Source organism: Polaribacter aestuariivivens, assembly GCF_005885675.1.
GTDB classification, from domain to species: domain Bacteria; phylum Bacteroidota; class Bacteroidia; order Flavobacteriales; family Flavobacteriaceae; genus Polaribacter; species Polaribacter aestuariivivens.
This window is the reverse complement of record NZ_VANR01000002.1, coordinates 1-22,295: the sequence shown is the minus strand read 5'-3', so window position 1 is coordinate 22,295 and position 22,295 is coordinate 1. Positions and strand designations below refer to the sequence as shown.

General features: G+C 28.9%; 22 protein-coding genes. 8 read left to right on the top strand and 14 right to left on the bottom strand.

The genetic code is table 11. The features are described from left to right. The 4 genes from leuD to holA form a co-directional block, all read right to left on the bottom strand. Positions 1–600, bottom strand: a complete 600-nt coding sequence (leuD, locus tag FDT66_RS03305) for a 3-isopropylmalate dehydratase small subunit (protein WP_138534738.1) — start codon at positions 598–600, stop codon at positions 1–3. An 87-nt stretch (positions 601–687) separates the two neighbouring features. Continuing rightward, positions 688–2,088 carry a 3-isopropylmalate dehydratase large subunit gene (gene leuC / locus FDT66_RS03300; RefSeq protein ID WP_138534737.1) on the bottom strand — a complete coding sequence of 467 codons (1,401 nt, stop codon included), beginning with the start codon at positions 2,086–2,088 and terminating at the stop codon, positions 688–690. A gap of 469 nt (positions 2,089–2,557) precedes the next feature. After that, positions 2,558–3,010 (bottom strand): DUF1569 domain-containing protein, encoded by a 453-nt coding sequence (locus tag FDT66_RS03295; protein ID WP_138534736.1) that lies wholly within the window; start codon positions 3,008–3,010, stop codon positions 2,558–2,560. 1 nt (position 3,011) lies between these two features. After that, the gene (gene holA, locus FDT66_RS03290; RefSeq protein WP_138534735.1) at positions 3,012–4,013 is read right to left on the bottom strand and encodes a DNA polymerase III subunit delta; all 1,002 of its coding nucleotides are present in this window, start codon (positions 4,011–4,013) and stop codon (positions 3,012–3,014) included. A 17-nt stretch (positions 4,014–4,030) separates the two neighbouring features. Between holA and FDT66_RS03285 the strand changes: the two genes are divergently transcribed. Then, the gene (locus FDT66_RS03285; RefSeq protein WP_138534734.1) at positions 4,031–4,474 is read left to right on the top strand and encodes a type I restriction enzyme HsdR N-terminal domain-containing protein; all 444 of its coding nucleotides are present in this window, start codon (positions 4,031–4,033) and stop codon (positions 4,472–4,474) included. A gap of 67 nt (positions 4,475–4,541) precedes the next feature. Next, positions 4,542–5,540, top strand: coding sequence for a glycosyltransferase family 2 protein (locus FDT66_RS03280; RefSeq protein ID WP_138534733.1), 999 nt, complete (start codon positions 4,542–4,544; stop codon positions 5,538–5,540). Positions 5,541–5,542: 2 nt separating this feature from the next. Here FDT66_RS03280 and FDT66_RS03275 read toward each other — a convergent pair whose 3' ends face one another. From FDT66_RS03275 to nusB, 8 genes are all read right to left on the bottom strand, one after another. After that, positions 5,543–6,160, bottom strand: a complete 618-nt coding sequence (locus tag FDT66_RS03275; protein ID WP_138534732.1) for an L-threonylcarbamoyladenylate synthase — start codon at positions 6,158–6,160, stop codon at positions 5,543–5,545. Positions 6,161–6,257: 97 nt separating this feature from the next. After that, positions 6,258–6,959 (bottom strand): response regulator transcription factor, encoded by a 702-nt coding sequence (locus FDT66_RS03270; protein WP_138534731.1) that lies wholly within the window; start codon positions 6,957–6,959, stop codon positions 6,258–6,260. A gap of 12 nt (positions 6,960–6,971) precedes the next feature. After that, positions 6,972–8,540 (bottom strand): sensor histidine kinase, encoded by a 1,569-nt coding sequence (locus tag FDT66_RS03265; protein WP_138534730.1) that lies wholly within the window; start codon positions 8,538–8,540, stop codon positions 6,972–6,974. Between the two features lie 103 nt (positions 8,541–8,643). Then, the gene (gene coaE, locus FDT66_RS03260) at positions 8,644–9,240 is read right to left on the bottom strand and encodes a dephospho-CoA kinase (RefSeq protein ID WP_138534729.1); all 597 of its coding nucleotides are present in this window, start codon (positions 9,238–9,240) and stop codon (positions 8,644–8,646) included. Between the two features lie 3 nt (positions 9,241–9,243). Next, positions 9,244–10,182 carry a YbbR-like domain-containing protein gene (locus FDT66_RS03255; protein WP_138534728.1) on the bottom strand — a complete coding sequence of 313 codons (939 nt, stop codon included), beginning with the start codon at positions 10,180–10,182 and terminating at the stop codon, positions 9,244–9,246. Positions 10,183–10,283: 101 nt separating this feature from the next. Then, complete coding sequence (yajC, locus tag FDT66_RS03250; protein ID WP_138534727.1) at positions 10,284–10,604, bottom strand: preprotein translocase subunit YajC; 321 nt, start codon at positions 10,602–10,604, stop codon at positions 10,284–10,286. 9 nt (positions 10,605–10,613) lie between these two features. Next, positions 10,614–11,075 (bottom strand): DUF1573 domain-containing protein, encoded by a 462-nt coding sequence (locus FDT66_RS03245; RefSeq protein ID WP_138534726.1) that lies wholly within the window; start codon positions 11,073–11,075, stop codon positions 10,614–10,616. Between the two features lie 51 nt (positions 11,076–11,126). Next, positions 11,127–12,062, bottom strand: a complete 936-nt coding sequence (nusB, locus tag FDT66_RS03240) for a transcription antitermination factor NusB (RefSeq protein WP_138534725.1) — start codon at positions 12,060–12,062, stop codon at positions 11,127–11,129. Between the two features lie 262 nt (positions 12,063–12,324). Between nusB and FDT66_RS03235 the strand changes: the two genes are divergently transcribed. Both FDT66_RS03235 and FDT66_RS03230 read left to right on the top strand, forming a co-directional pair. Further along, positions 12,325–14,106, top strand: coding sequence for an ABC transporter ATP-binding protein (locus FDT66_RS03235; RefSeq protein ID WP_138534724.1), 1,782 nt, complete (start codon positions 12,325–12,327; stop codon positions 14,104–14,106). 78 nt (positions 14,107–14,184) lie between these two features. Then, positions 14,185–14,544: a PUR family DNA/RNA-binding protein gene (locus tag FDT66_RS03230; protein WP_138534723.1), complete on the top strand. Its 360-nt coding sequence runs from the start codon at positions 14,185–14,187 to the stop codon at positions 14,542–14,544. Between the two features lie 134 nt (positions 14,545–14,678). On the opposite strand, the gene FDT66_RS03225 is transcribed toward FDT66_RS03230, so the two are convergent. Further along, positions 14,679–15,740: a chorismate-binding protein gene (locus FDT66_RS03225; RefSeq protein WP_246034749.1), complete on the bottom strand. Its 1,062-nt coding sequence runs from the start codon at positions 15,738–15,740 to the stop codon at positions 14,679–14,681. Positions 15,741–15,749: 9 nt separating this feature from the next. Beyond that, positions 15,750–16,172 carry a PaaI family thioesterase gene (locus FDT66_RS03220; RefSeq protein ID WP_138534722.1) on the bottom strand — a complete coding sequence of 141 codons (423 nt, stop codon included), beginning with the start codon at positions 16,170–16,172 and terminating at the stop codon, positions 15,750–15,752. 71 nt (positions 16,173–16,243) lie between these two features. Here FDT66_RS03220 and FDT66_RS03215 point away from each other — a divergent pair, with 71 nt between their 5' ends. The 4 genes from FDT66_RS03215 to FDT66_RS03200 all read left to right on the top strand — a co-directional run. Next, the gene (locus tag FDT66_RS03215; protein WP_138534721.1) at positions 16,244–16,747 is read left to right on the top strand and encodes an IS1096 element passenger TnpR family protein; all 504 of its coding nucleotides are present in this window, start codon (positions 16,244–16,246) and stop codon (positions 16,745–16,747) included. Between the two features lie 151 nt (positions 16,748–16,898). Next, on the top strand, positions 16,899–17,798 hold the full coding sequence (locus FDT66_RS03210) for an ABC transporter ATP-binding protein (RefSeq protein ID WP_138534720.1): 900 nt from the start codon (positions 16,899–16,901) through the stop codon (positions 17,796–17,798). Positions 17,799–17,821: 23 nt separating this feature from the next. Continuing rightward, positions 17,822–18,667, top strand: coding sequence for an ABC transporter permease (locus FDT66_RS03205; RefSeq protein WP_138534719.1), 846 nt, complete (start codon positions 17,822–17,824; stop codon positions 18,665–18,667). Between the two features lie 44 nt (positions 18,668–18,711). Further along, positions 18,712–22,295, top strand: a 3,584-nt coding sequence (locus tag FDT66_RS03200; RefSeq protein ID WP_138534718.1) for a PKD domain-containing protein, incomplete at its 3' end; no start/stop codon positions are given.

The window sequence follows — 22,295 nt, the reverse complement described above, 5'->3', positions numbered from 1 at the left end:
TTAAAATGGTCTTGTTTCAGCAAAAGCAGAAATTTCGTTTTCGATGTTTTTTAAATAATCAATGTCATCAAAACCATTTAACATGTTTTCTTTCTTGTAAGAATTAATTTCAAAAGATTCTGATTCTCCTGTTGCTACTAAAGTTACTGTTTGATTAGGTAAATCAACTTTAATTTCCGTTTTTGGGTCTGCCATAATTGCATCAAATAATTTGTCTGCAAATTCTGGAGAAACTTGAACTGGTAACACACCTACATTTAAACAGTTTCCTTTAAAAATATCTGCAAATTCAGAAGAAATTACACAACGAAGTCCAAAATCATATACAGACCAAGCTGCATGTTCTCTTGAAGAACCTGAACCAAAGTTTCTACCTCCAACTAATATTTTAGAACCAGCATAAATCTCTTTGTTTAATGGAAAATCTGCTTTTGGTGTTCCATCTTGATTGTATCTCCAATCACGGAAAAAGTTCTTATCAAAATCTACACGTTCTGTTGCTTTTAAAAATCGAGCAGGTATTATTTGATCGGTATCTACATTCTCGATTGGTAATGGATATGCTGTACTTGTTAATACATTAAATTTATCGTAAGCCATATTTTTATGCTTTTAGCCTTTAGCTATTAACTATTGGCAATAATTTATAATTTTTAGCTAATGGCTAAAAGCCAAAAGCTATAGCTTTTATGCTGTTAATAATGTTCTTGGATCTGTAACTACACCTTCTACTGCAGATGCTGCTGCTACTAAAGGACTTGCTAATAAAGTTCTTGATCCTGGACCTTGACGTCCTTCAAAATTCCTATTAGACGTTGATACTGATAATTTTCCTGCTGGAATTTTATCATCATTCATAGCTAAACATGCAGAACAACCTGGTTCTCTTAATTCGAAACCAGCATTCGTTATAATTTTATCTAATCCTTCTGCTTTTATTTGATCTACTACTTTATGTGAACCTGGAACTAACCAAGCAGTTACATTTGCTGCTTTTTTTCTTCCTTCTACAATAGAACAAAATGCTCTAAAATCTTCTATTCTACCATTTGTACAAGAACCTAAAAATACAAAATCTATAGGCTTGCCAATCATAGCATCACCTTCGTTGAAAGACATGTACCCTAAAGATTTTTTATATGTTTCTGCTCCTCCTTTTACGTTCGCAGCAACAGGAATTGATTTTGTTACACCCATTCCCATTCCTGGGTTTGTTCCGTATGTAATCATAGGCTCAATATCTGCTGCATCATAATTAAATTCTGCATCAAATTCTGCGCCTTCTTCAGTATATAAAGTTTCCCAGTATTTCATGGCTTTATCCCAATCTGCTCCTTTAGGAGTTTGAGAACGTCCTTTTATATATTCAAATGTTTTTTCATCTGGTGCAATCATTCCTCCTCTTGCACCCATTTCTATAGAAAGATTACAAACAGTCATTCTACCTTCCATAGACATATCTTTAAAAACATCACCAGCATATTCTACAAAATAACCAGTGGCACCAGATGTTGTTTGTTGAGAAATAATATACAAAGCAACATCTTTTGGAGTAACTCCTACACCTAATTTTCCATTTACGTTGATACGCATTTTTTTAGGTTTGGGTTGCATAATACATTGCGTAGACAATACCATTTCAACCTCTGAAGTTCCAATACCAAAAGCAATAGCACCAAATGCGCCATGAGTTGATGTATGAGAATCGCCACAAACAATAGTTGCACCAGGTAATGTAATTCCGTTTTCTGGCCCTACAACATGTACAATTCCGTTGTTTTTATCTCCTAAACCCCAATGAGAAATTCCGTATTTTGCAGCGTTTTTTTCCAAAGCATCTAACTGATTTGCAGACAAAGCGTCTTCTACAGGTAAATGTTGATTTATAGTTGGTGTATTATGATCTGCAGTTGCAAATGTACGCTCTGGATACACAACACTATTTCCTCTACTTTCTAATCCTAAAAAAGCTACAGGACTTGTAACTTCATGTATAAAATGACGATCGATAAAGAACACATCTGGTCCGTCTTTTACACTACGTACTACATGTGAATCCCATACTTTGTCAAATAATGTTTTTGCCATTTTAAATTTATATTTAGTAACAATTTCTTATATCAGCTACCAAATATAGAAGTTTAAGAGGTATTTGTAGTTTTGAAAAAATTATTTACACTATACCCAATCGTTAAAGCAATGTTTATTTTACTGAAAAACAGATGTTTAAACCACTAAAAAATACGATGTCTATCTCGTTTAAAGTGTTTCATTTTTTACTAAAAACTCTAATTTTGAAATCTATTTCCTTAAATTATGAAAGTGTTTTTTGAGATATTCACTCATCAAAAAGTGTAGATTCTATGTAGGTTAAAGTTTAAAAAGTAGCTTGTGTTATTTGGTTTGGAGTTAGATATTTATAGTCTCTAATAAAATCAATAATTGTATTTGCTCTACAAGCAGTAGATGTTTTTTAACATCTAGTTATAACTGTATCTAAAACATCTAATAAATAAAAAATTTTTTATTAGTAAAGAATTATACTTTGATAAAAAAATTACACACCAAATTGTGTTAAGTGATGGTCTAGATGTTTATAAAACATATTATTCCACTCGTTTTTAGTTAGTTTTCCAAAAGAGTGAGATTCTTTGTTATCAAATTCATTTTCACCTAATTGTTGTGTCTTATTAATAAAATCAATTAATCTTTTCTTTTCTGTTTCAAAAAGCTTTTCTTCTTTAATTAAAAATTGCGGTGCGGTTTTACCGTTTTTTGGGTATGGTTTTTCAGAAACTACTGAGTTTTTAATTACTGTTTTTAAAATCCATCTTGTAAAAGCATTTGGTTTTGGATGTTTATTTGTATAAACCATTTCATATGTTACACAACAGTGTGCTAGCATTTGTGCTACAGACATTGTACCCCAATTTGGCTGTGTTTCTGGAGTTAGTTTTTCAATTCTAGAAATTACCTCATTAGAAACTTCTTTTGTAAAAATATTTTTCATTTTAATGTAAAATTTTAAATAATAGTTCCTTTAAAATATCATCTGGAGTTTGTTTTGCTCCAACTCCTTTACTTTTTACGTCTGCATCTCTTAAAAAAGCAATTACTTGTGCAACTTTACGCATTGGGTAATTTCTTGCAGCTGCAAAATATTCATCCACAAAATAAGGATTTACACCCAATGTTTTTGCTACCGAATTTTTGGATTTGTCTTGTAAACCGTGAAACATGAGTAATTGTGTAAAAAAACTATTTAACAGTGAAACTGTCATTATTAATGGATTGTTTTTTGGGTTTTCGGCAAAATAATTGATAATTCTGTTGGCTTTTACGATGTTCTTCTCTCCTACAGCCTTTCTTAATTCAAAGTTATTAAAGTCTTTAGAAATACCAATATTCTCTTCAATATGTTTATCATTAATGATTGTTTCTTTTGGAAGAATAAGCATTAACTTATTTAATTCGTTTGAAATTTTACTTAAATCTGTTCCTAAAAACTCCACTAACATTAAAGCCGCTTTAGGTTCAATTTGATATTTTTTTCCGCTCAAAACTCTACGAATCCAATCTGAAACTTGATTTTCATACAATTTTTTACTTTCGAAAACCAGTCCTGATTTTGCAATTACTTTGTGTAGTTTTTTACGCTTATCTAGTTTTTTATATTTATAATTGATTACTAAAACTGTAGTAGGTTGTGGATTTTCTGCATAAGCAACTAATTTTTCAATATTTCTACTTAAATCTTGTGCTTCTTTAACAATTAAAACTTGCTTTTCTGCCATCATTGGAAAACGTTTTGCTGCAGATACAATGTCTTCTATAGCTACGTCTCTTCCATACATTACCTGTTGGTTAAACCCCTTTTCTGTTTCATCTAATACAGTATCTTCAATAAAATCAGAAATTTTATCAATATAATATGGCTCTTCGCCCATTAAAAAATAAATGGGTTTTAAATTTCCTTTCTTAATATCTGAAACAATTGCGTTTATTTCGTTCATTTTCTTACTTTTGATTGATGCAAAAACTCAATCTACCTAACTATAATTTTAAACTCAAAAGTAACGAAAATAAGACGCTTATTTTTGATAATTTGAGAAAAAAATATATGGTACTAACTCCAGAGGAATGGGTTCGCCAACATTTTGTACAGTTTTTGATTGATGTTAAAAAATATCCTGTTTCTTTAATTGCCTTAGAAAAGCAATTGGTAATTAATAACCGTAAAAAAAGAACAGATATTTTAATTTTTAATAATGAAGGTAAACATGATATTATTGTTGAATGTAAAGCTCCCTCAATAAAAATCACACAAGATACTTTTGATCAAATTGCACGTTACAACTTAAAACTAAGAGCTAATTATTTAATTGTTACCAATGGTTTGTCTCATTTTTATTGCAAAATGGATTTTGAAAATGAAACATACGTTTTTTTAAAGGAAATTCCAGATTACCAATAAATTTTTGAATTTCAAATTAACTTATTCTTATAAGGCAAACTAATTTTTAAAATGTAAATTCGCAACCTTGAAAACAGCCATTGTCATATTAAATTGGAACGGACAAAAACTTTTAGAACAGTTTTTACCTTCAGTTGTAAGTTTTAGTTCAGAACTTGCAGATATTTACGTGGCTGATAATGCATCTACAGATACTTCTATTTCTTATATAAAAGAATTTTTTCCTTCCGTGAAAATTATAGAAAATGCTATAAATGGTGGATACGCAAAAGGCTATAATGATGCTTTACAAATTATTGATGCCGATATTTATTGTTTACTAAACTCTGATGTAGAAGTTACAGAAAATTGGTTAGTACCTATTTTACATCTTTTTAAAACTGAAGAGAAAACTGCTATAATTCAACCAAAATTATTAGATTTTAAGGATAAAAAAAAGTTTGAATATGCTGGTGCTGGAGGTGGTTTTGTAGATTTATATGGTTACCCATATTGTAGAGGACGTGTTTTTAATAATTTAGAAACTGATGATGGACAATTTAATGATACAAAAGAAATATTTTGGGCTTCTGGAGCTTGTTTGTTCATAAGGTCTAAAATATATCATCACGTAAAAGGTTTAGATGAAGATTATTTTGCACACCAAGAAGAAATTGATTTATGCTGGAGAACACAAAATATTGGGTACAAAGTAAAATACGTTGGTAGCTCCACTGTTTATCATGTTGGTGGTGCAACTTTACAAGAAACAAACCCACATAAAACTTATTTAAACTTTAGGAATAGTTTATTAAATGTCATTAAAAACGTACCTAAAAAATGGTTTTTATTTGTTGTTTTTTCACGCTTGATTTTAGATGGAATCGCTGGAATTAAATTTATTGTTGAATTAAGACCAATTCATACATGGGCTATATTAAAAGCTCATTTTAGTTTCTATAAAAACTTTTTCAAGTTTTTAGGAAAACGAAGAAAACTGCAGAAAAAACAAGACTACAATTTGCATACAAGTATTGTTTGGCAATATTTTGTATTGGGTAGAAAAAAGTTTGATGATTTAAAATAGATTTATAAAATATCTAAACTTCCTTTCCCTTCTCTAACTACTGTTGGCTCATCTGTTAAGTCTATTACAGTTGAGGCTTGATTATCACCATAACCACCATCTATAACTACATCAACTAAATTTTGCCACTTCTCGTAAATTAACTCTGGATCTGTGGTGTATTCTAAAACTTCATCATCATCTCTTATGGAAGTAGATACAATAGGGTTTCCTAAAGCTTCTACTAATGTTCTTATAATATTATTGTCTGGAATACGAATACCTACAGTTTTTTTCTTTTTAAATACTTTAGGTAAATTGTTACTTCCTGGTAAAATAAAAGTATATGGTCCTGGTAATGCTCTTTTTAGAATTTTAAAAGTGGGTGAATCTATTTGTTTTATGTAGTCAGATAAATGACTTAAATCGTTACAGATAAAAGAGAAATTCGCTTTTTCTAGTTTAACGCCTTTTATTTGTGCTATTTTTTCTAAGGCCTTATTGTTAGATATATCGCAACCTAAACCATAAACAGTATCTGTAGGATATATAATTAAACCTCCAGCACGCAAAACTTTTACCACCTTCGCGATTTCTTTTGGATTTGGGTTTTCGTTATAAATTTTTATGAATTGCGCCATCTACCTCAATTTGAGTTAAAATAATTGTACTAAAAATACAAAAAACTCAGTTTGTTTGCAAACTGAGTTTTTATTTTATAGGGAAGTTGTTTTTAGATTAAGTTTTATCTACCAATCTAAAACCTTCTCCATGAATATTTAAAATTTCTACGTTTTCGTCTTCTTTTAAATATTTTCTTAATTTGGCGATGTAAACATCCATACTTCTAGATGTAAAATAGTTATCATCTCTCCATATTTTTGTTAATGCTAATTCTCTTGGCATTAAATCGTTTTTATGAATTGCTAACATACGTAACAATTTTGCTTCTTTTGGAGATAATTTTGTTGGTTCTCCATCTTTTCCTACAGACAAATGTCTTAATTTAGAGTTGAAGAAAAAACCACCAATTGTAAACTCAAATTGTTCGCTTTCTGCAGTACTATCTGTTTCTTTACGTTGTAAAATTGCTTTAATTTTATGCAATAATACTTCAGAATCAAAAGGTTTGTTTAAATAATCGTCTGCTCCTACAGCATATCCTTTTAAAACATCTTCTTTTAATGTTTTTGCCGTTAAAAATATAATTGGCACTTCTTTATTAGTGCTTCTAATATCTTGTGCTAAAGAAAAACCATCTTTTCTAGGCATCATAACATCTAAAATACATAAATCATAATCGCTGTTTTTAAACATGATTAATCCTTCTATACCGTCTTTTGCATGTGTAACGTTGTAGTCGTTTAATGCTAAATAATCTTTTAAAACTGTTCCAAAATTTGGATCGTCTTCTACTAATAAAATCTTTTTACTTCCCATTGTTTTACTTTTTTAAATTAAAGGTAATTTTACTGTGAACGTACTTCCTTGTCCCTTTTCACTTTCGACAAAAACCGTTCCATGATGTTTTTCTACTATTTCTTTTACATAGGCCAAACCTAAACCATGACCTTTTACGTTGTGAATGTTTCCTTTTTGTTCTCTATAAAATTTATTGAAAATTTGTTTTTGTACAGCTTTTCCCATTCCTATTCCTTTGTCTTGAATTTTGAATATGAAAAACTTGTTTGTGCTTTCTGTATAAACGTCTATTATTGGTGCTCCTTCAGAATATTTTATTGCATTTTCTAACATATTTACAACCACATTTGTTAAATGAAATTGATTTCCAGGTAGTTCTGAAACTACTGCTTTGAAATATGTTTTTATGCGTCCTTTTCTATCATCTACCAATAAACTCACGTGTGTGATTGCGTCTTCAATTACGTCGTGAATATCTATGGTTTCCTTACTTAAATCAATTTGATTTTTTTCTAATCTAGAAATTCGTAAAACGTTTTCAACTTGTGAATGCATTCGTTTATTTTCATCTCTAATCATTTGCACGTATCGTAAAACTTTATCATTATCTCCTAAAATTTTAGGATTTTTAATAGAGTCTAAAGCCAAATTTATGGTTGCAATTGGCGTTTTAAATTCGTGTGTCATATTATTAATAAAATCAGTTTTAATTTCTGATATTTTTTTCTGACGAATTAGTTGATACAATGAACTTGAAAATGCAATAATTATAATTAGTATAAAAAATAAAGAGAGCAACAAAATACTAGATATACCTGATAATATGTGCTCATTTTTTTTAGGAAAGGTTATGTATAAATCATATTCAACATCTCCATCTTCATCATTAAACAACGGATAAGGATAGCTGTTTTTTCTGTTGATTGTATAATAACCTGACTTTAATTTTGTAGCTAAACCATCTTTTGTATACACTCCATATTTGAAATCTAAAAAAATGTTTCTTTTCGCTAATTCTTCTTTTATGGTGTTGTTTAGCTCTTTGTTGCTAATTCTTAAATGTATTGGTTTTCTGCTATTATAATCTTTATATAATTTATCAATTTGTATGTCTTCTAAATCTTGATAATTTTTGGTAAATGTAAATTTTGTTTCGTCGTTAGATTTAAACAAATCATCAACACTTGTGGTAATTCTTGTTTCAAAATAATCTTTTTTAGCTTTAAACCTTTTAAATATAACTGAATCGTTATTTAAAAAATCGGTTGGCAGCTTAAAATTTTCTTCTAAAATGGTACTTCCGTAAGTAAATTTACGTTTGGTTGTTGTATCAATTTCTTGAATTAGCAAACTTTTTAGTTGTGCGTTATCTGCACTCCCTTTTTCTTTAATGAAATTTTGAATTTTTTTCCTAAAAAGGCTCGTTTCACTGTTCTTAATTCTTTCGGTTGCACTACCTAAAGATATTTGAACATCATTTTTAAATTGTTCTTGCCTACTTTCTAATGCATTGTTTATCCAATACAGTTGTACAGTAATAATTCCTATTAAGGAAATACTCATCAAAACAACGATGGTAATAAACATTTTTCTTCGCATAAATCAAATTTAATACATTCAAAATTTGAAATTATAGTTTTTAACTTTAATTAACTGATTTAGTGAAATTTTAAGTGTTTTTTAACAAAAAAACTGAATAATATTAAATCAAGGTTGTTTTTTGTGTTAAAATATTATGAATATTATTTACCTGTTTTGAATTTTTTTCAAGTAAAATATTCTCTATTAAGTAGTTAGATTGAAGTAGTTTTTTTTCTTCTTTAAATTGGCTATTTATTCTTGCTAAAATTTCTGATTTTGTAGCATTATCTCTTTTTTGAATTCTTAAAATTCGTTCTTCTAAAGGCACATAAACAGAAATTATAAAATCACACATTTTGTCTGCTTTACTTTCAAACAGAATTGCATTTTCATATATGATATAAGTTTTGTTTTGATGTTTTTGTACAAAGTTTTTAAAATGAAGTTTTACTTCTGGATGTACTATGCTATTTAAAATTGCTAATTTACTTTTGTTATTAAAAACAATATTTGCAATAAACTGCCTGTTTAATTGGTTGTTTTGGTAAGTGTTTTCTCCAAATGCTTCAATTAATTTTGTTTTAATTGTTTTTGAAGAATTCATTAGTTTTTTTGCTTCCAAATCTGCAATGTAAATAATTACATTTTCTTTTTCAGCAAACATTTTTGCAACAGTTGTTTTACCACTTCCAATACCACCTGTTAAACCAACTATCATTTTTTATTTCTGAATTAAAAAATCAACTTTATTTGGTACTATTTTATAACTTTTCACAAATTTTGATGCTTGTGTTACTTTAGGTATCAAATAATTTAAATTATTTTCTTTAGCAACATTGTAATTGCATTCAACTTGAAAAGAACCTTCATTAATTTTATTGAAGTTAGAGAGTGAAACTACAAAAACAATTTCTACCGTTTTTGGTAAGGTAGTTAACTTTACATCTGAAGGTAAATTTGTTATTCTGTATGGAACTTTTAAAGTACCTTCTGTAAATTTTTCCACTTTACCTTCTACATAAACCTTGGTTTTTTTAAATTTTAAGTTTGTACTGTTTTTAGGTTTTAAAATGCTTACTTCTTTTTTAAAATCGCTTTTTACGTCTTTCATTACTAAGGAAGATAATTCTAACGCTGATAAGCTATCTATTTCTTTTTTAGGCCCTGAAACTACAATACTATCTGGTATTATTTTTATTTCGTTTGATAAATCGTAACCAATAAAATACTGAATATCTACATTTGGTTTTAAAGCAATTTTTTTACTTGTTAAAGTTCCTAAATCTAACAATAAAGAGTCTTGTAATATTTCTTGAACACGAACACCTGAAGGAAGTTGTTTTTGAATACTACCCAATTGATTTTTGGTAAGAATATAATAAATATCATTCTTCTTTCTTGATAAATTGTTCGCTTTAATTTGTATTGGTTTTTTACCAAAATTGGTTTTTAAAAGTTTAAAACCTGAAGCTTTTACAATAAGGTTGATTTCTTTTCTGGGTGCAGATTGTAATAATTTATTTTGAGAAATGCTATTATATTCTATTGGATAATTTAGCGTAGTAACATACTCTTTGGAAAGTGTAATTAAAAACCAAATAAGTACTGAGGCTAATAAAAAGCCTACAAATGTTTTGGGTATTTTACTTTTTGATTTCAATAGTTTTTATTTTAATGCAATCTACATAAAAGCAGGGAAACAAAAAAGTGAGTATCATCTAAAAAAAGACCATACTCACTTTAAATATTGTTTGTGTGTTTTTATTTTTTGTCTGCTGGTTTTAAGTATTTTTTACTTAATTCCATAGAAATTGCAGAGCGTTCAAATTTTATTCTTCCAGCACCAGTTTCAATAGTTACAGTATTATCTGCACTATTTACGTCTGTAATTTTACCGTGAATTCCACTTGAAGTAATTACTTTAGAACCTGTTTTTATTTCTGCTTGAAAAGCTTTTTCCTTTTTTTGACGATTCATTTGTGGTCTTATCATAAATAAGTATAAGACTAAAATCATTGCTGCAAAAGGTAGCATACTCATTAAACCTCCTGATTCTGCTTGTAATATTATTGTTTGAAACATTCTTTTAATTTATTTTGCTTTTGGTGTTACTGAACCTTTTAAAGTAAGAATTTCTCTACCAGATTCTGTATTTGTAGTTAAAGTTACTGTTTTCATTTGTCTGTTAGGTTTTCCTGAAGTATTAAATTTCACTTCAACATCACCAGTTTCTCCTGGTTTTATTGGTGCTTTTGGCCAAACAGGAACTGTACAACCACAAGATCCAGTTGCATTTGTAATTACTAAATCTGTTTTACCAGTATTTGTTACTTTAAATACAGTTTCTACAATATCGCCTTCATTTACAGTACCAAAATCATACTCTTTTTTATCTAAAGAAATTGATGCTGTTCCTTTTTTAATTTCAGCATCTCTAGTTTTTGCATTTTCTAAATTTCCTTTATTAATTTTTGAAGTAGCATTGTCATTTCCACAAGAAACTAAAGTTGCAGAAGCAATTACGAATGCGAATAAGAATGATATTTTTTTCATTTTGATTATATTTTTTGTAAAAATAATAAATTAATTATGGTTTACAAGATTTTAAAGTAAACCTCTACCTATTTTAACAATTTTTTTCTCGTTTACAAACTCCTTAGAAATTCTGTCTAAAACTCCGTTTATAAAATAACTACTTTTAGAGGTAGAATAGTCTTTAGAAATTTCTATGTATTCATTTATTGTTACTCTGGTAGGTATTGAAGGAAAATTAATAAACTCTGTAATTGCCATTTTTATTAAAATCATGTCAATATCTGCAATTCTATCCGATTCCCAATTTGGAGTTTTGTCTACAATATCTTTTTCATAATCGGCTTGTTTTAAAACAGTTTTACGAAACAAGTTTGAAACAAAATCTTCATCATCTTTGTCTTTATATAAAGAACCTAAAACAAATAATGTGTTTTTTTGTTTGCTTAAAGATTTTACAACCCAAGTATTTACAAAAGGAATATCATCTACCCAAGAAATCATTTTATCTTCAAAATAGTCACCTAATTTTTCATTTGGTGCAATAATTTGCTTGAAAAAATCAATAACAAATGTTTTATCAACTTTAAAAGAATCTTCTTCTGTATTTAAATATTTTTGATACAAATCACTTTTTTGTAATTCGTCAAAAATAATTTTTACATATTCGTCATCTAACTCCCAATTATTTAATTTATTTAACTCAATATAGCCTTCTACACTCACGCTTTCGGCAATTGCATTGATTAATTTGTTGTCAATAAATTTTGTGTTGGGTTTTAAATCTGCTGAAGTTGCTAAGATTTTCTTTTTAGAAAGTGCAATTTTTTTGGATGCCAATTTTTGTACTTCTACCAACAATTGTAGGTTTAAAACGTACAAATCAAACATTTTTAAAATACTATGTTTTAAAAATTTTTCTTCTCTAACAAGGTCGTCATTATGAGATTGTGCCATTGCATACACAGATTGCATTACTTTAACTCGAATATGTCTTCTGTTAATCATTTTCTAAAAGAACTTAAATATGTAAATTGTTAAATGTTTTTTTAACACGCTGCAAAAATAGTATTATTTTATTTTAAATGATATTGTTTTTAAAATCTTTTAAAGAAACTTCACATTAAAAATACGTACCCATTTTGGCAAAATTTTAAGTGATTAAATAGTATCTTCGTAGCTTAAAATATTCTTTTTTTCGGTGTATTTTATTCAAAATTTATCGAAAACATAAAAACTTTATACATTTTAAACAATTTAAATAACAGAATTGAAGGCTTTAAAATACATTAATAAATACTTTATTAAATACAAATGGCGATTGTTAATAGGTATATTAATAACCATTCTTTCTAAAATTTTAGCATTAAAAGTACCGCAAATTGTTGGAGATTCTTTAAATGTTGTTGAAGATTACCAAACAGCAAAAAAAAATAATGTTTCTGAAGCAGAACTAGCTATTTTATTAAAAGAAGTTGAGCACGAACTTTTAATGAATATATTAATAATTGTTGGAGTTGCAGTTTTAGCTGGTTTTTTTACTTTTTTAATGCGCCAAACCATTATTGTAACTTCTAGATTAGTGGAGTTTGATTTGAAAAACGAAATTTATCAACAATACCAAAGGTTATCACTAAATTTTTACAAAAAAAACAGAACTGGCGATTTAATGAATCGAATTTCCGAAGATGTTTCTAAAGTACGTATGTATGTTGGTCCAGCTGTTATGTACAGTATGAATATGATTGTACTCTTAGCAGTAGGTTTTACGCAAATGATAAGCATTGATGTAGAACTAACAATGTATACATTAATTCCATTTCCTTTTTTATCTATTTCAATTTTTGTTTTAAGCAAAGTAATTCATAAAAGAAGCACCATAGTGCAGCAATACTTATCAAAATTAACCACTTTTAATCAAGAATTTTTCTCTGGAATAAGCGTAGTAAAGTCTTATGGAATAGAAAAACAAATCATACAAGATTTTGATGAAATTGCAAATCAAAGCAAAGAAAAAAACATACACTTACAACGAGCAAATGCACTTTTTTTTCCATTAATGATTTTATTAATTGGCTTAAGTAATTTGATTGTAATTTATGTTGGCGGACAAAAATATATAAATGACGAAATTCAAATTGGTACCATTATAGAGTTTTTATTATATGTAAATATTTTAACATGGCCAGTTGCAGTTGTTGGCTGGGTAACTTCTATGATACAACAAGCTGAAGCTTCACAAGCAAGAATTAATGAATTTTTAGATGAAGTACCAGAAATACAAAATCATAATAATTCACCAACAAATTTAATAGGTGAAGTTGCTTTTAAAAATGTAACATTTACTTATGATGACACCAATATTACTGCATTAAAAAATATCAGTTTTACAGTAAAACCTGGAGAAACTGTTGCTATTCTAGGAAAAACTGGTTCTGGAAAATCTACCATTATAGAACTAATTGCACGTTTATACGATACCAAAGAAGGAGAAATTCTTTTGGATGGAAAAAATATTGAAGATGCAAATTTAAATGATATTAGAAACCAAATTGGTTTTGTACCACAAGACCCATTTTTATTTTCTGAAACAATTGAAAATAATATAAAATTCGGAAAAGAAGATGCCACAGAACAAGAAATTATAAAAGCAGCAAAAGATGCTGTTGTACATGAAAATATAATCGATTTTCCAAGAGGCTATAAAACCATTTTAGGTGAAAGAGGTGTAACACTTTCTGGAGGACAAAAACAACGTGTTTCCATTGCAAGAGCCATTATTAAAAATCCTAAAATATTAATTTTTGACGATTGTTTATCAGCTGTAGATACTGAAACTGAAGAAAGAATTTTAGAAAATCTTAAAAAAGTATCACAAAATAAAACCACTTTTATTATCAGTCACCGAGTTTCATCTGCCAAAAATGCCGATAAAATTTTAGTTTTAGACGATGGTAAAATTACACAACAAGGAACTCACAATCAGTTATTAACAGAAAAAGGTTATTACAAAGAGCTGTATGAGCAACAACTTTTAGAAAAAGAAAATTAATCTTTAACATTGCTACATTAAATATTTTGTTAGATTTGTTACATAAAATAAAAATTATAACTACTATTTATAAAGATTATGGCAGAGAGAGTTGAACAGGAAGAAATTTTTTCACAAGTATTAAGAGCAGGAAGAAGAACCTACTTTTTTGATGTAAGAGCAACAAAGGCAGATGACTACTACTTAACAGTTACAGAAAGTAAAAAATTTACGCACGATGATGGAACTTTTCATTATCAAAAACACAAAATTTACTTGTATAAAGAAGATTTTGCAGATTTTCATGAAATGCTAAAAAAAGCAACAGATTACATAGTTACCGAAAAAGGAAATGAAGTAATTAGCGAGCGTCATCAAAAAGATTTTAAGAAAGAAGATACTTCTGAGGAAACAAAATCTACAGGAAGCTTTACAGACGTATCTTTTGAAGATATATAAGATTTAAAACTTAAATCGTATCAACTATTTTAATGAGCAATTTCAAAATTTAGTTCATACAAACAATTTCAATTCAAATTCAATTTTACACATTGCAAAAAGCCACAAATTTACTATTTGTGGCTTTTGTTTATTTATAAAACTTGTTTCATTGTTTTTGCTTTGGAAACTGTTTCTTCCCATTCATTCTCAGCATTACTATCTTTTGTAATTCCACCGCCAACAAAAACCGAAGCAACATCATCCTGAACCTTCATACAACGCAAATTAACAAATAACTGAGTTTTTTTTAATGTTGAAGTTGCATTTTGAAGGTTTAATTCACCTAAAAAACCTGTATAAAAACTTCTGTTATAAGATTCGTTAGTATCAATAAAATCTTTGGCTATTTTTCTAGGCAAACCACATACAGCTGGTGTTGGATGCAAAGCTCTAATTAATTGTTCTAAAGTTGAACTTTCTTTTAGCATTCCAGATACTTTGGTTCTTAAATGCAATAAATTTCCGGCTCTAATGGTTTCTGTTTTATCAATTATTAAATTAGTAGTGCTATCTTTTAATTGATTTTTAATAAAGTTAGTTACCAATTGTTGCTCTTCTAACTCTTTCGATTTCCAAACTGGTTTTTCAGTGTTATTATAAACTTGAGTTCCTGCCAATGACATGGTTTTAAAAGCCTCATCTTCAATTATTAAAAGTGTTTCAGGGCTTGCACCAAACCACAAACCTACTTTTGGATGAAACCAAACATACACAAAAGCATTTTTGTAAGTAAAAAGTAATTGTTTGTAAATTTCTAAAACATCGAAATAAGAAATTTTTACAAGTTCTTCTCTAGAAATTACCACCTTTTGCAAATCTGTAGTTTTTATTTCATGAATTGCTTTTTCAATTATTTGAACATGTTTTTTTTTGGAGGAATCATCAACAGAAAAAGGTTTTTTTTCAATAATTTTTTCTTTGTTAACTAATTCTTCTGAAATAAAAAGTGCTCTATTTAATGGAAATAAAATTGATTTTTCAGCACTATCAAAAGGTGCAAAAACAAAACCACTTTCCGTAAAATTATCTACAAAATGTAACTCATCATCATTCATAAAAAAACCAGTAACAGTAGTTTCGTTAGGTTTTCTATAAACTACAAATGGTAATTTATCATTAAAATGATAGGTGATTTTTTCGAGTAAATTATTCAATACTAAACGTTATTTTTTATGAATATCTAAAACAATGTTGGTCATTTTTGCTACGGAAATAAGCTGATTATTTTCATCAACAATTGTAACTTCCCACAAGTGAGTTGTTCTACCTTTATGAATGTTTTTAGCAGTAGCAAAAACGGTACCTTCTCTTTTACCTTTTATATGATTTATAGAAAGTTGAATTCCGTTTATAAACTGATTTTTATGATCAATAAAAAAGTTAGAAGCTGCACTACCAACACTTTCTGCTAAAGCAGCTGTTGCACCTCCATGTAATTGTCCATAAGGTTGATGAACTCTAGTATTCACAGGCATTTTTGCAGTTAAAAAATCATCACCAACATTAACATATTCTATATCAAGAGTTTCCATAAGCGTGTTTTTAGAGCGCTCATTAAATGCTTTCAAAATTTCAGTTTTGTTCATTTACTATTATTTAATATGTAAAAATACACATAAAAATTTGTATTTTTGCACTCGAAAAGTTAAAGCATTATATGTACAAAATACGCGTAATTTTAGACACTAACGAAGATGTAATTAGAACCATTTTAGTAAATGATGCTATTAATTTAGAAGATTTACACTTTACAATTGCGAAGTCTTTTGGCTTTGAAGGGCAAGAAATGGCATCTTTTTACAGAACTGATGAAGAATGGAATCAAGGTGAAGAAATTCCGTTATTTAATATGGCAGAGGCAGGTGAAGGACTTTCTATGAAAACCTGTGCTTTATTAGAAACTTTACCTGAAGAAAATGACAAACTTATTTATGTTTATGATTTTCTTAAAATGTGGACTTTTTATGTAGATGTTGTTCAAATTTCTGATGAACAAAAAGATGATTTACCAGCCATTATTTTAAACGTTGGTGAAATTCCAGAAAAAGCACCTGAAAAAGAATTTATTGCAGAAAATCCAGAACAACTTTTTGGGGATGAAGGAGATATAGATGATGATTATGGTCATTTTGATGATGATTTTGATTACACTGAGTATTAATCAAAATAATTTGCTACCTACCTTAAAATATGGTTGTTATATAATCATATTACCAATTACACAAATACGCTTTTAAACAATAACAAATTTTTCCCGTAACAATTTTGTAAATTAGTCGTCTTACAATTATAACTGACTAAATACAATTTCTTTGGAAACTATCTTATCACTCAAAAATCTCGATAAAAAATATGGTGCTGTTCATGCAGTAAACAACCTTTCTTTTGATATTCAAAAAGGAAATGTTTATGGCATTTTAGGACCAAATGGAAGTGGAAAATCAACCACTTTAGGTATTATTTTAAATGTTGTAAACAGAACTTCTGGTGAATTTTCATGGTTTGACGGAAAATTATCTACACACGAAGCATTAAAAAAAGTTGGTGCTATAATTGAAAGACCAAACTTTTACCCATATATGACAGCTGTACAAAATTTAAAATTAATTTGTACTATTAAGGGAATTTCTTCAGAAAAAATCGACGAAAAATTAAAAACCGTAAATCTTTACGATAGAAGAGATAGTAAATTCAAAACATTTTCTTTAGGAATGAAACAACGTTTAGCAATTGCATCTGCATTGTTAAATGATCCAGAAATTTTAATTTTAGATGAACCTACAAATGGTTTAGATCCTCAAGGAATTCATGAAATTCGTCAAATAATTCAAAAAATTGCAAGTACAGGAACAACTATTTTATTAGCCTCTCACCTTTTAGATGAAGTAGAAAAAGTATGTTCGCATGTTGTTGTAATACGAAAAGGAATAAAGTTATACAGTGGTAGAGTTGATGAAATGACAACCTCAAATGGTTTGTTTGAACTAAAAGTAGAAGAAAACGAAGCTAACTTGTTATTAGAACTTGAAAAACACCCTTCCATACTTAAAGTTACCAAAGAACATGACATCGTAATTGCGACTTTAAATGATACATTAACGGCATCAGAAATGAACTCATTTTTATTTAAAAAAGGTATTGTTTTAAGTCATTTGGTAAAACGTAAACCAAGTTTAGAACAGCAATTTTTAGATTTAACAAACAACAACTAATCATCATTTTAAAAAATAAAGTCATGCTAAGACTACTAACTATAGAATTTCATAAATTAAAATACAATAGAGCCAGTAAGGTTTTATCGCTAATTTATTTTGGCTTATTAACTTGTATCGCTTTAATAGCTGCTATTAAGTTTGATATTGGTCCAATAAAATTTCATTTGGCAGAAATTGGTATTTTTAACTTTCCATACATTTGGCATTTTAACACCTATATTGCTGCTATTTTAAAATTCTTTTTATTATTAGTCATTGTTTCTATGATGTCTAATGAATATAGCTACAAAACATTAAAACAAAACTTAATTGATGGTTTGAGTAAAAAAGAATTTATACTTTCTAAGTTTTATACTGTTATTGTTTTTGCTTTAATTTCTACATTATTTGTTTTCTTAGTATCTTTAATCTTAGGCTTATTTTATTCAGATTATACAGAACTTGCAATTATTACTTCCGATTTACAATACCTTCTTGCCTTTTTTATAAAACTGGTAGGTTTCTTTTCTATGGGATTATTTTTCGGAATCTTAGTAAAACGTTCTGCATTTGCAGTGGGTGCTATGGTTGTATGGTTTTTTATTGAAAGTATTTTTAAAGGATACTTATTTTGGACTTTTAAAGACTCAGAAAATACAACTGAAAAAGTAGATGGTGTAATGCAATTTTTACCTTTTGAAGCGATGGCTAACTTAATAAAAGAGCCATTTTCAAGACTAGGTGCTGTAAGGTCTGTAGCAAGTCAAATTGGTGAAACTTTTTCTAAAAGTTACGCTGTAGATTTTTCTACTGTTGTAATAGTTTCTGTTTGGACATTCATATTTATTTATTTGTCTTTTACACTGTTAAAAAAGAGAGATTTGTAGTACTTTTTAAATATATTTGACGTTTACTATACAAATAGCGTCAAATGAAGAATTTTTTACCTCTTTTTATACTTTTTTTTACATTAAATTTATTTTCTCAAAAAGAAGCCAATTTTTGGTATTTTGGAAATAATGCTGCTTTAGATTTTAATTCAGGAACTCCAGTTCCTGTTTCTGGTAGTCAATTAAATACACTTGAAGGTTGTTCATCGTTTGCAGATGCTGATGGTAATTTATTATTTTACGTTGGAGCATCTACACCAACCACTAATAATTTAACAATTTGGAATAAAAACAATACTCCCATGCCAAACGGGGTTGGTTTAGAAGGAGATTCTTCTAGTTCTCAATCTGCATTAACAGTTCCTGCTCCTGGAAAACCTAATATTTATTATCTATTTACAGTGGGTGCTCAACAACCTAGTAATAATGCAGGTTTTTGGTATTACACAATAGATATGTCTTTAAACGGAGGTTTGGGTGAGGTTGTTGCTGGTCCTCAGGATTTAGGAAACCCTGTAGATCACTCTAATTGGTCTGAAAAAGTAACAGCTGTTAGAGCAAAAGATTGCAATGCTTTTTGGGTAATTTCCGCTCATGGAAATAATTTTTATGCATATAAAGTAGATGATATGGGTGTTAATGTCGGAAACCCAACTATAAGTAATATAAACGGTTACAATGCAAGTGCTGATCCTAGAGGATATTTAAAAGTATCTCCTGATGGATCTAAATTAGTTTCTGCGAATATGTCAAATGGAGCGTATCTATTTGATTTTAATGATGAAACAGGTGAAATTACCAATTTTAATGGAGCAAGATTTGCTGTACAATTTGATCAATCTCAGGTTAATGGAGATGTATATGGTGTAGAGTTTTCTGCATCTAGTAGAAGGCTTTATCTGTCTACAGGTAGAATTAATAGTTCTAATGAAAATTTATATCAAATAGATCTTACTCAACCAACTATAGAAGACATGAATAATAGTGTTTTTCTTGTTCATACTTATTTTAATTCTAGAGGAGCTTTACAACTAGGACCTGATGGTAAAATATATTGGACCTCAAATGAATCTAATTTTATAAGTGTTATTAATAATCCTGAAAAATTAGGGAGAGATTGTGATTATTCACATCTTTCTGTAAAAGTTGGTGATGGTAGTGTCACTGCAAGTCAAGGTTTACCTCCATTTTTATCATCCTTATTACTACCAATTGAAATTACTGACGCGGATACAAATACAGCCATAAATAATCAAGATTTAAAATTTTGTATTGGACAAGATAAAACTATAGTATCAGAAATAGTTAGTGGAAGTGGTATAACTTATGAATGGAACTTTGACAATGGAACTAGAATTTCTTCAGTTTCTTCAGATAAGGATTTATCTCTCATAAATATAATGCCTGATGATGCTGGTTCCTACACATTAACTGTAAAACTTACGGACGATTGTGGAAATGTTACTCAATATAACGCAACTTTTAACGTAGATATTTTCGAATCTGCAACCGCAACACAACCCTCTAATATTGATTTTTGTGATGTTGATAGAGACGGATTTAATGAATTTGATTTACAAGCAGACAGAACCTCTGATATTTTAAACGGACAAGACACTACTACTTTTGAAGTTTTGTATTATACAAATTTAGCAGATGCAACTTCTGGTGATAACCCTATTGCAAATCCATATACAAATCCAACCGCATTTAGTCGACAAACAATTTTTGCTAGAGTTCAAAATAAAAATGCATCAGAAGCTTGTTTTGATATTACTAGTTTTGAATTAAATGTAAATGATTTACCTGTACCAACACAACCTACAGATTATAGAATATGTGATGATACTGCAAGTGGTAGTGATACAGATGGAATCATTGAAACCTTTTTACTAAGTTCAAAAGACTCAGAAATTTTAGGTTCTTTAGACGCTAGTTTGTACAATATCACTTACCACACAACACTTACTGGAGCTCAAACTGACAATACTACTGATGCTATTGATAAAAACACAAATCGTACTGTTACAAATTCAGAAAGAATTTTTGTGCGTATAGAAAATGTAAATAATACTAGCTGTAATGCTGTTTCAAATGATGCTGCAGGAAGTTCGTTTACTTCTTTTCAATTAATTGTAGATCCTTTACCTGTATTAAAAGCAAATCCTGAACTAGATCATTGTGTTGCATTAGGTACAACTAACCCAACAGTAAATTTAACGTTGGCAGAAAGTAGTATTTCTGATACACCAAATGTTAGATTCGAATACTATGTAGATGCTGCAGGAACAAACAGAATAACAGATGAAACTGCATATCCAGTTATTTCTAACACAACACAATCTGTATTTGTAAGAGTTATTTCTGATCAAGATTGTGCCAGAGATTTAATTGAGCTAAAAATTAACGTTGGTGAAACTCCAGACAATGCTTATGACGATTTACAACCTCCTGCCTGTGACGATTTTTTAGATGCAGATGGAAATGATACTCCTGGTGCCAATGATGATACCGATTTTATAACTAATTTTATTTTAGACAAAACTAGTATTGAAAATGAAATAAAATCAAACCTTACGAATCCTATCAATATAGAAATTAAATATTTTGAAAATGAAACTGATAGAAACAACACCTTAAATGAGATTGATATTACAAATTACCGAAATGATATCAACAAAATAGATATTACAACTAATTCAGATGGAATTAGATTCCCAATCTATTACAAAATATTAAGTACAGTTAATAATAATTGTCAAGGTTTAGGAGAGTTTTACTTACAAATAAATGCTGTTCCAACCGCAAATCCTGTTACAGATTTAGAATTGTGTGACGATGGAAACGATGGTGATGCTACAAATGGACTTGTACAAAGCTTCGATTTAGATTCACAAACAAATGATATTTTGGGCTCACAACCTTCCTCTGATTTTACAGTAACCTATCACCTTTCTGCTGCAGATGCCAATGCTGGTTCTAATCCTCAAAACACACCTTTTACAAATACAATTCCAGATTCACAAGAAATTTTCGTGAGAGTTACCAATAATACAACTGGTTGTTTTACAGACCATACCTCATTTAACGTAATTGTAAATCCTTTACCAATTGCCAATTTTGTAGATGATTTAGAAGTGTGTGACGATAATTCTGATGGTTCTGCCAGAAATGGTTTTTCGCAAAGTATTGATTTAGATGCTCAAACTGCTACAATTTTAGGCAGTCAAGATGCCACCATAAACTCAGTAAGCTATCATAGAACTTTGGCAGACGCACAAAGTGGAAACAATCCTTTAAGTTCACCATATTCAAACTTAACACCTAATAGAGAAACCATTCATGTAAGAGTTTACAATTCAGCAACCATGTGTGCCAACGGAATTTCTAATTTTGATGTTATTGTAAATCCAGAACCAACATTTACACCTGTTTCTAACCTTTCTTATTGTGATGATGATTTAGATGGTGATGACACCAATGGAATTATTCAAAATATAGATTTAGACAGTCAAATTATTAATTTGTTAGGCGCTTCACAAGATCCTGATGACTTTAACGTCACTTTTCATAGTTCGCAAGCTGATGCTACTTCTGGTGATAATAATTTAACTTCTCCATACAC